This is a genomic window from Frankia sp. CcCS3 (genome assembly GCF_977927575.1).
Genome location: NZ_CDWRCL010000098.1, coordinates 1 through 9516, shown reverse-complemented (window position 1 = coordinate 9516; position 9516 = coordinate 1). Strand labels below are relative to the sequence as shown.

General features: G+C 72.5%; 12 protein-coding genes. 7 read left to right on the top strand and 5 right to left on the bottom strand.

Going from position 1 to position 9516, the window contains the following annotated elements; all coding sequences use genetic code 11:
• Positions 1 to 58 precede the first annotated feature (58 nt).
• Positions 59 to 289, bottom strand: coding sequence for a biotin/lipoyl-binding carrier protein (locus tag AC08OQ_RS10760; protein WP_462186220.1), 231 nt, complete (start codon positions 287 to 289; stop codon positions 59 to 61).
• A 118-nt stretch (positions 290 to 407) separates the two neighbouring features.
• Between AC08OQ_RS10760 and AC08OQ_RS10755 the strand changes: the two genes are divergently transcribed.
• Positions 408 to 1154, top strand: a complete 747-nt coding sequence (locus AC08OQ_RS10755; protein ID WP_476601408.1) for a DUF5317 domain-containing protein — start codon at positions 408 to 410, stop codon at positions 1152 to 1154.
• The gene (locus AC08OQ_RS10750) at positions 1154 to 1228 is read left to right on the top strand and encodes a 50S ribosomal protein bL37 (protein ID WP_369807823.1); all 75 of its coding nucleotides are present in this window, start codon (positions 1154 to 1156) and stop codon (positions 1226 to 1228) included. The genes AC08OQ_RS10755 and AC08OQ_RS10750 overlap by 1 nt, the downstream gene beginning before the upstream one ends.
• A 66-nt stretch (positions 1229 to 1294) precedes the next feature.
• Here the strand turns inward: AC08OQ_RS10750 and rsrA are convergent, their stop codons facing one another.
• The 3 genes from rsrA to AC08OQ_RS10735 form a co-directional block, all read right to left on the bottom strand.
• Positions 1295 to 1579, bottom strand: coding sequence for a mycothiol system anti-sigma-R factor (gene rsrA, locus AC08OQ_RS10745; RefSeq protein ID WP_462186218.1), 285 nt, complete (start codon positions 1577 to 1579; stop codon positions 1295 to 1297).
• A complete protein-coding gene (locus AC08OQ_RS10740) occupies positions 1576 to 2382 on the bottom strand; it encodes a sigma-70 family RNA polymerase sigma factor (RefSeq protein ID WP_462186217.1) in 807 nt (268 codons plus the stop codon). Before AC08OQ_RS10740 ends, rsrA begins: the two co-directional genes overlap by 4 nt.
• Positions 2383 to 2444: 62 nt before the next feature.
• Positions 2445 to 3074 carry an alpha/beta hydrolase family protein gene (locus AC08OQ_RS10735; RefSeq protein WP_476601409.1) on the bottom strand — a complete coding sequence of 210 codons (630 nt, stop codon included), beginning with the start codon at positions 3072 to 3074 and terminating at the stop codon, positions 2445 to 2447.
• A 185-nt stretch (positions 3075 to 3259) separates the two neighbouring features.
• Between AC08OQ_RS10735 and AC08OQ_RS10730 the strand changes: the two genes are divergently transcribed.
• The gene (locus tag AC08OQ_RS10730; protein ID WP_476601410.1) at positions 3260 to 4048 is read left to right on the top strand and encodes a methyltransferase domain-containing protein; all 789 of its coding nucleotides are present in this window, start codon (positions 3260 to 3262) and stop codon (positions 4046 to 4048) included.
• Here the strand turns inward: AC08OQ_RS10730 and AC08OQ_RS10725 are convergent.
• Positions 4045 to 5433: an amidase gene (locus AC08OQ_RS10725; RefSeq protein ID WP_476605405.1), complete on the bottom strand. Its 1389-nt coding sequence runs from the start codon at positions 5431 to 5433 to the stop codon at positions 4045 to 4047. The two genes, AC08OQ_RS10730 and AC08OQ_RS10725, sit on opposite strands and share 4 nt — an antisense overlap.
• Between AC08OQ_RS10725 and aroA the strand changes: the two genes are divergently transcribed.
• The 4 genes from aroA to AC08OQ_RS10705 all read left to right on the top strand — a co-directional run bounded on the left by aroA (position 5432) and on the right by AC08OQ_RS10705 (position 9497).
• Entirely contained in the window at positions 5432 to 6772 is a 1341-nt protein-coding gene (gene aroA, locus AC08OQ_RS10720) for a 3-phosphoshikimate 1-carboxyvinyltransferase (RefSeq protein WP_476601414.1), read from the top strand. The genes AC08OQ_RS10725 and aroA overlap by 2 nt on opposite strands.
• A 75-nt stretch (positions 6773 to 6847) precedes the next feature.
• Positions 6848 to 7834: a ribosome small subunit-dependent GTPase A gene (gene rsgA / locus AC08OQ_RS10715; RefSeq protein WP_476601412.1), complete on the top strand. Its 987-nt coding sequence runs from the start codon at positions 6848 to 6850 to the stop codon at positions 7832 to 7834.
• A gap of 101 nt (positions 7835 to 7935) precedes the next feature.
• Positions 7936 to 8781 (top strand): histidinol-phosphatase, encoded by an 846-nt coding sequence (gene hisN, locus AC08OQ_RS10710; protein WP_462186211.1) that lies wholly within the window; start codon positions 7936 to 7938, stop codon positions 8779 to 8781.
• A complete protein-coding gene (locus tag AC08OQ_RS10705) occupies positions 8778 to 9497 on the top strand; it encodes a glycerophosphodiester phosphodiesterase (RefSeq protein ID WP_476601413.1) in 720 nt (239 codons plus the stop codon). Before hisN ends, AC08OQ_RS10705 begins: the two co-directional genes overlap by 4 nt.
• Positions 9498 to 9516: the final 19 nt, after the last annotated feature.

Below are 9516 nucleotides of genomic sequence, written 5' to 3'. Positions count from 1 at the left end.
TTAGGACATCGCCTGAGGCATCGGATCCCTCAGCCGCTATCCCGCCGGACAAGGACGATCAGGCGGTGGGGAGCGGCTCGACCACGGCGATCAGGTCACCGTCCTGGACGACGTCGCCCTCCTGCACCGCGATCCGGGCGACCGTCCCGCCGTCCTCGCTGATCACGGGGATCTCCATCTTCATGGAGTCGAGGATCACCAGGGCGTCACCAGCGCTCACCGGGTCTCCCACACCGACGACGACCTTCCAGACGTTGGCCACCATCTCAGCGCGGACTTCCTCGGCCATCAGGCTCCCTTCAGCGGCGGTGAATCTGGCAAGAGCGTAGTGTGCCGAGGCTGTCCGACCAACGTCCCTGGGCCCCGGATGTATCCGGGCCGGCACGCTGAGACGACGCGACCGCCCGGTGCTGGGACTGTCGCTCATAACGCCGCACACTACGCATGTGCTCGTACTTCTGGTGCTGACCCTGCTATGCGGTCTGGGCGTCGGCCTCGCCCACGGCGGAACTCTCGGCGCCCTCGCCCGCATCCATGTCTCCCGACCATGGCTGGTCGCCGCGGCGGTCCTGGTGCTCGCGATCGGCCGACTCGTGCCCGCCCTGCACGGCCCGGCGTGGATCGCGGCCGCCGTGGTCACAGCCCTGTTCGCCAGCGCGAACAACCGCCTGCCCGGACTCGGTCTCCTGGTCACCGGTCTCATCTCCAACGCCGCCGTCATCACCGCGAACGGCGGCCAGATGCCGGTGTCGCGGTGGGGGGCCGACCGCGCCGGTGTACCGATCTCCGACATCCTGGCCTCGGCATTTCACACGCCGGCCGGGGACGGTACGACCCTGCGCCTGCTCAGTGACATCATCCCGCTGCCCCTGCCCTGGACGCCCGCGGTCGTCAGCGTCGGCGACGTGGCGATCGCCGCGGCGCTGGGACTGTTCGGAGCGATAGCCCCCGTGCGGGCGTGGCGCACGTTGCAGGCCCGCCGCCATGCCAGGGCGGTGCAGTCCCCGGCCCGCGGGAACCTCGGCGATGGCTCACCGGACGGGTTCGGCGACGCCGACGAGGACGAGGGCCTCGACGGACCCGCCGGTCACCTCCCGTCGGCGCGGACTGGCACGATGACTGCACGTCGAAGCGGAACGGAGGAAGATTCCTGATGGCGAAGAAGAAGCGCAAGCGGCGCGCACGGGCGAAGAACAAGGCCAACCACGGCAAGCGCCCGAACACCTGAGCCACCCGGCGGGCCGTGGCTGCCACGGCCCGCCCCCAGGTAGCCCGATGCTCCACCCGGCCCCAGCTACTCCGGCCGGTACTCGGCGGCGTCGATCTCCACCCGGACGGCCCGCAGCCGGGCGAGCAGGCTCGCCCGCAGCGACTCGGGCGCCCGCTCCCCGCCGCACTTGCGGGCGACGAGCATCTTCACCTCGTGCTCCACCCCGAACTCGCGCAGGCAGGGAGAGCATTCGTCAAGGTGGGCCCGAATCAGATTCTGCTGCCCGCCCTCACACTCACCGTCGAGATACAGAAAGACCGCGTCGAGTACTTTCCGGCAATCGATCTCGTGTGGACCGCCGCAGCTCACGACGCACCGCCCTCGCCGTCGGCGGAACCGGCCGCCACGAGCCCACGGTCCAAGGCATACTTCTCCAAGGACTTCCGCAGACCCCGGCGACCGCGGTGCAACCGGGACATCACGGTCCCGATCGGCGTACCCATGATCTCCGCGATCTCCTTGTAGGCGAAGCCCTCGACGTCGGCGAGGTACACCGCCATGCGGAAGTCCTCGGGCAGTGCCTGCAGGGCGTCCTTGATATCGCTGTCCGGCAGGTGTTCCAACGCCTCGGTCTCCGCGCTCTTGAGCCCACTGGACGTATGCGACCCCGCCTCGGCGAGCTGCCAGTCCTCCACCTGCTCGGTGGGGCTCTGCAGCGGCTGGCGCTGCCGCTTGCGGTACGTGTTGATGAACGTGTTCGTCAGAATCCGGTAGAGCCAGGCCTTAAGATTCGTGCCCGCCTGAAACTGGTGGAAGGCCGCGAACGCCTTGACGAAGGTCTCCTGCACGAGATCCTCCGCGTCAGCGGGATTACGGGTCATGCGCAGGGCTGCCGCATACAACTGGTCGAGGTAGGGAAGGGCGTCCTGCTCGAAACGGGCGCCTCGCTCCTCGGTGGTCTCGTCGACCAGGATCACTTCCTCACCGTCATGCTCCCCGGCGGCCCGCCCCGCGTCCACCACACCTGACCGGGCGACATGCGACCGTCCTTCCAGAGCGGACGATACCCCGGCCAAAGCCGGGGCGCGCATCGGCGCGACGCTCGGCAAAGGCCAGGCGGCGGCGGTCCGCGACTGCGCGGACCGCCGGCCGGTGCTGCTCCCAGGAGTCATGAAGCCTCCACGACGTCGTCGGGCTGCCGGTTAACTGTCGGCTGACTGCCCGCACAACCGGGTCAGCCCGCGGATGATTCCCGCAGCCGGCCCCGCAGCCAGAATGCGCCGGCCCGGGCCGCTTCGGCCACGGCCTCGCCGGGCGGACGCGCATCCTGTCGGCGGGTCCGGAAGGAGTGGTCGGCTCCCGCGACGAGATGGACCTCGCGGCCGAGCTCCGGATCGGGCACCGGTCGCCCGAAGGAGTCCCGCTCGCCCTGGACGACGAGCACCGGGACGCCCGCGCCGTCAAGTTCGTCCTGCCTCGACGGCCTGGTTCTGCCTGCCGGCGTGGTTCCCGGTGGCTGGAGCGGGAAGCCGAGGGCGAGCACGCCGCACGCCTCGAGCCCGGCCGCGACCCGCACGGCTACCCACGATCCCATCGAGGCGCCGGCGAAGGCCAACAGGCGCGGTGGGCCCAGCGCCCCGACCGCGGCGATCGCGACCGCGTCGAGCCGGGCCGGCCGGTCCGGCGCCCGCCGTCCGGCGACGCGGTACGGCATCTCCAGCCGCGCCACCTGCACCCCGACAGAGGTGAGATATGCCGCAAGTTGTACGAAAAGCGGCGTGTCCGTGCCAGTCCCGGCTCCGTGCAGGAAGAGCACCGTCGACTCCGTCGTGCCGGGAACCACCAGCAGCCGCCCGCCGTCCACAGCTGTGGGCGGTCCATCACCCGGGACCTGCCCGGGGCCGGCGGCGGTGGACGGCGAATCCGGCGCGCATCTATCCGCGCGAACGGGGAAGGACACGACGTGGTCGAGCCTGGAATCTGTCAGACTTCCGCCTTGAGTGTGTGACTTACCTCGCATCATCGCCCCTCGAAGGGTAGGAACGTTTCATGCCGCCTGGCCCCGACGCCGATCCGGGTCCGTCTCGCGGACGAGCGAACACCCTGGTCTGCGAGGCTCCAGCCAACAGTGACGACCCATACTGGGCGTTCTACGAAGAGGTCGCGGCGGTCCAGCTCCGCGAATGGCTGCCGTCCCGGCCCACGCGGGTGCTCGACGTCTCCGGCCCGCGGGCCCGCTTCGCCCGCCAGATGGTGAGCACCGGCCATCAGGTCGTCCGGGTGGTCACCAGCGCCCTGCCGCCCGATCCGGGGAGCGGTCCCGGGACGCTTCTGCCGGTGGTGGGAGACGCCCGCTCGCTGGACTGGTTCGCTCCCGGTTCCTTCGACGCCGTCCTCGCCGAGGCTCGGGCGCTGTCGTTCTGCCTCGCCACCGAGACCATCCTGGAGGAGATCCACCGGATGCTGCGGCCGGGCGGCCAGCTGCTGCTCTGCGTCGACTCCCTGCTGCTCGGGCTCGCCCGGCTCGCCGAACAGCACCGCTGGGCGGAGCTGTCCGACGTCCCGCGGGCGGACGTGGTGCTCGTGCCGGCGGAAGACGGAACGATCACCCGGTGTTTCTGGCCTGAGGAACTTCGGGCGCTGCTGACCAGCGCAGGGCTCGACGTGGACTGGATCCGCCCGCGCACCGTGCTCTCCGCAGAGGCGGTCAAGCGTGCGGTCGCCGAGGACGTCTCGTGCTTCCCCACCCTGGTACGCACGGAGGTGGAACTCTCCGCCGAGCGTGAGGGTGAGTCCATCGGCATCCATCTCATCGCCTCGGCCCGCCGGTCCGCCTAAAATCCGGCGCGACGGTCGGTCCATGCGGGCCAGGGGGCGAGGCGTTCGAGGGCGGCCGCGATTCCCAGGAGCCGGGCCTCGTCCCCGTGCCGGCCGACGATCTGGAGGCCAACCGGGCAGCCGTCGTCGGTGAATCCGGCGGGGACGCTCACCGCGGGGTGGCCGCTGAGGTTGAACGCCCAGGTGAGGCTCACACTCCGGGTCTGGCCTGGGCCGCTGTGCGGATGCGGCCGGTTCGGCGTAGTGGGCGTGATGATCAGATCGACCCGGGCCAGGATGGCCGCGAGCCGGGCGTCGTTGTCCTCCCGCGACGCCGCGCTGCTCCGGTCACGGCGGCCGCGGTCCACCGGGGCAGTGGCCGTCGTGACCGCGGTGGCCGTGGCCGCGGTGGTCGCCCGCAGCGCCGTCCACGCCTCCTCCGGATCCTCCAGCTCGACGGGGACCGCACGCCAGGTCAGCGCACCGGCGCGGACGAGACGCTCGGCGGCGGCGCGGCTGACCGCCACCACCTCCGGCTCGGGGGTGGCGAATCCGAGCGTCGCTGACCAGGCGGCACCCGGCACGCGATCCGCGCCGCGCGGGCCGGCCGCGGGGCGCGACCCGGGGTCGCCGAGGACCACCTCCAGCCAGGCCTGGGCGTCCGCGACCGTCCGGGTGATCGGACCGGGCACGGTGAACCCGGCCGGGTTCCGGGTAGGCAGCCGTCCGTTCGTGGGTTTGAGGCCGACCACTCCACACCAGGCCGCCGGGAGGCGGGTGGAGCCGGCGCCGTCGCTGGCCGTGGCGAGCGGGACGATCCCCGCCGCCACCGCCGCGGCCGAGCCGGCCGACGATCCGCCCGGGACGCGGTCGACCCGCCACGGGTTGACGGTCGGGCCACGGCTGGTGTGGCCCCAGGTCTGCCAGACGTGCGCGGCCCGCACCGGTACCACGGTCATTCCGATCGCGACCGCTCCCGCCGCGATCAGCTTCTGGGTCACGGGGGCGTCGACGCCCTCCCCTGCCTTGACGGCGACGGGCACGCCGGCGAGGGGCAGGTCCGCACCGCGAGCCAGGGCGCGTTGCACCGCGCTGGCCGTGCGCCCGGCTTCCTCCGGCCAGAGCTCGGTGAAGGCCCGCAGGACGCCGTCCACCGCGCGCAGGCGGGCGAACGCGGCATCGACGGCCTCCTGCGCGGCGATCTCACCGCGACGGACCAGGTCGGCCACCACCACCGCGCCGCACGACGGATAGGCACGCTCAAAGGATCTTCTCGTCGCCACCCGGCCTCCCGCCGCGCCCGCCCGACCCGACCGGCACCCGACCCGACCGGCGGGAATCGGGTGCCGGCCGGCGCATGTCGCGAGGACGCGGTTGACCCGGGCCGTCGTCCGGCATGCTGTCATGGTGAGCATCCTGACGGGTACCGAAGCCACCGGAACGCAGTCCGATCCGTGGCCGGCTCCACTCGCACGGCAACCGGTCGAGGCCGTCGTCGCGGTGCCCGGCTCGAAGTCCGGCACGAACCGGGCACTCGTGCTCGCCGCGCTGGCGAATGGAACCTCCCGGCTGCGGGGCGCGCTGCGCTCCCGCGACACCCTGCTGATGGCCGGGGTGCTGAGGACGTTGGGTACCGAGGTATCCACCGAGGGGCCCGACTGGGTCGTCCACGGCCACCCGATGCCGAGCGCCGCACCCGCCGCGCGCGCGGAGTGCGGAAACGCGGGCACCGTGGCGCGCTTCACCCCGGCGCTGGCCACGCTGACCCGCGGCGATGTCGTCTTTGACGGAGACGCGCGGATGCGCGAGCGCCCACTCACCCCGCTGCTCGGCGCGCTGCGCGAGCTCGGCGCCGAGATCGACGGCGACCGAATGCCCTTTACCGTGCACGGCCGAGGGCGGCTGCGCGGCGGCGAGGTGATCGTGGATGCCTCCCACTCCAGCCAGCTTGTCTCGGGGCTGCTCCTCGCCTCCCCGCGCTACGACACCGGGGTGACGGTCGTCCACCGCGGGTCCCGGCTGCCATCGGCTCCCTACCTGGACATGACCGTCGCGGATCTACGGGCCGCCGGCGCCACGGTCGAGGTCGACGCCGTGCGCTCCCCCGCAGCCGGCCCGGTGGCGGGCACCCGGCGCTGGCGCGTCGAACCGGGCAGGCCGACCGCCGCGGACCGGACCATCGAACCGGACATGAACAGCGCGGCGGCCTTCCTCGCGGCGGCGGTCGCCACCGGCGGGCGGGTGGTGATCCCGGACTGGCCGGAGTCGACCGAGCAGCCCGGCCGGCTGCTGCCCGATCTGCTGGTGGCGATGGGAGGCACGGCCCGGCGCACGCCGGCGGGCCTGGAGATCACCGGTGGCGGCGCCGTCCACGGGATCGACGTCGATCTGTCCGACTTCGGGGAGGCCGCTCCGACGCTGACCGCGCTCGCCGTGCTCGCCGACTCGCCGTCACGGCTACGGGGCATCGCGCACCTGCGGCTGCAGGAGACCGACCGGCTGGCCGCCCTGGCCCTCGAACTCGGTCGCCTGGGCGCACGGGTCACCGTCACCGACGACGGGCTGGCGATCAGTCCGGCGCCCCTGCACGGCGCCCGGCTCGACCCGCACGCCGATCACCGGCTGGCGATGGCCTACGCGGTGGTCGGCCTCGTGGTGCCCGGGATCGTCATCGACGACATCGCGACGACCGGCAAGACGGTGCCGGACTTCCCCCGGATGTGGACGGCGATGCTGGCCCGATGAGCGGCGCGACGCGACGCCCCCCGGGCCGGGCCGGCGGCCCCCCGGGTCCGACCGACGGCGCCGGCGGCTAGTCCGATGGCCCGCGAGCTGGACGAGGACGACGTCCGGGTCCGGCCGGGCCGGGGATCGCGCCCCCGGACCCGGGACCGGCCCGACCATGCCGAGGCGGTTGTGGCGGTAGTGGTGGGTGTCGACCGCGGCCGGTACACCTGCCGACTCGACGCGATGGCCGACCGTCTGGTCGCGGCCGTGCGCGGTGGGTCGATGCGCCGGACCTCCGTGATAGTCGGTGACCGGGTGGCCCTCGTGGGGGATGTCTCCGGGGCGGCGGGCCTCCTGGCGCGCATCGTCCGCCGCGAGGAACGCACGAGCGTCCTGCGGCGCACCCCCGACGACAGCGATCCGGTGGAACGCCCGATCGTCGCGAACGCCGACGTCCTGGTCATCGTCTGCGCGGTCACCGATCCGCCGCCGCGGCCCGGCCTGATCGACCGGTGCCTGGTCGCCGCCTACGACGGCGGGCTCTCCCCGGTCCTGTGCCTGACCAAGACGGATCTCGCGGATCCGGCACCGCTGGTCGAGCTGTACCGCCCGCTCGGGCTCCCCGTCGTGACCACGCGCCCCGGTGGGGACCTGCACGCGCTGCTGGAGCTGCTGACCAATCGGGTCAGTGTGCTGTTCGGGCACAGCGGGGTCGGCAAGTCCACCCTGGTGAACCGGCTAGTGCCGGCGGCGGACCGGGCGATCGGCGAGGTCAACGCCGTGACCGGCCGCGGCCGGCACACCTCGTCGGCCGCTGTCGCACTGCTGCTGCCCCAGGGGGGCACTGTTGTAGACACCCCGGGTGTCCGGTCGTTCGGGCTCGGCGCGGTGTCCCCGGAGCGGGTGCTGCGGGCCTTCGAGGACCTCGCCGCGGCCGCCGCGCACTGTCAGCCCGGATGCGAGCACCTGGCGCCGTCCCCCGACTGCGCCCTGGACTCGGCGGTGCGGGACGGCCATGCCGACGCTGCCCGGCTGGCGAGCCTGCGCCGGCTGCTCGGCGCCCGCGGAGCATCGCCTTGATCGCAATAGATCGGGAGATTAGTCACACTCACCCCGCCACCCGGTGCCCGCCGCCCGGGACCACCGACGCGCGGTGGGGCTCAGCTCGTAGTCTCGCAGGCGTGACCCCGCCTAACCCCACCTCCGTGAGCATCGAACCGACCGCGGACTCCGACACCGTCGCCATCGCCGACGATCTGGCCCTCGCGCTCAGCCTCGCGGACGCCGCCGACCGGATCACTCTTTCCCGATTCCAGGCAGTAGACCTGCATGTCGAGTCGAAGCCGGACAACACCCCGGTCTCCGACGCCGACACCGCCGTCGAGTCCATGATCCGCGAACGGCTCGCTGTGGCCCGGCCGGGCGACGCCGTGCTCGGCGAGGAGGAGGGTCTCGTCGGATCGGGCGCCCGCCGGCGCTGGATCCTGGACCCCGTCGACGGCACCAAGAACTTCGTGCGCGGCGTGCCCGTCTGGGGCACCCTGCTCGGGCTCGAGGTGGACGACGAGATGGTCGTCGGGGTCGCGAGCGCCCCGGCGATGAGCCGACGGTGGTGGGGAGCCCGGGGCACCGGTGCCTTCACTCGCGACGCCACCGGCGACACCCGTGCCCTGAAGGTCTCCTCGGTCACCAGCCTGGGTGACGCCTTCCTGTCCTTCGCCTCCGTCGAGGGCTGGCAGACCGCCGACCGGCTGGAGGAGTTCCTCCACCTCGCCGGCCAGGTCTGGCGGACCCGCGCCTACGGCGACTTCTGGTCACACATGATGGTGGCCGAGGGCGCCGTGGACCTCGCCTGCGAACCCGAGGTGTCGCTCTGGGACATGGCCGCGCTCCAGGTCATCGTCGAGGAGGCCGGCGGCCGGTTCACCGACCTGGGCGGACGCCGGGGACCGGGACACGGCACGGTGCTCACCACCAACGGGCATCTCCACGACGTCGCGCTGCAGTCGTTCAACGGCTCTTCATGATCGGTTTTGCGCATCGTGGTTCTCCCGCCCCCGGCCAGCGGGAGAACTCCCTGCCCGCGTTCCGTCGTGCCCTGGCCGGCGGGGCGAGTGGGCTGGAGTCGGACGTCTGGCTCACCGCCGACGGCGTTCCGGTCCTGCATCATGACGGTGTGTTCGGCCCGCCCGGGCGGCGTCGGCGGATTCCCGACCTGACCGCCGACCGCCTGCCGGGGTGGCTGCCGACCCTCGCGGAGTTCTACGCGGAGCTGGGTACGTCCTTCGAGTTCAGTCTTGACCTGAAGGGCCCGCCAGGCAGTTGGGCGGACGCGGCTGCGGCCGTCGCCGCCGTCGCCCGCGAGGCCGGTGGCGGCGAGGCGGCGAGGCGGCTGTGGCTGTGCGGCGGGCTCACGGACCTCGCGAAATACCGACCGCTGGATGACGATGTCCGGCTGGTGAACTCGACGTCGATCCGCGATATCGTCGCCGGTGGCGGAATGACCGCGTACGGCGATGAACTCCGGGCCGTCGGAGTCACCGCCCTCAACCTGCGCGCGCGTGAATGGACCCCGCCCCGGGCCGGCATCGTCGGTGTTCTCCACAACCTGGGTATCGCCGTGTTCGGGTGGGATGCGCAACGAACAACCACACTGACCCGGCTAGCCGGATACGGGCTCGATGCGGTCTACAGCGACCATCTACGCCGGCTGGTACGCGTGACGGGTGCCACCCGGGCATAGCGGCTCTTCGAAGTTAAGC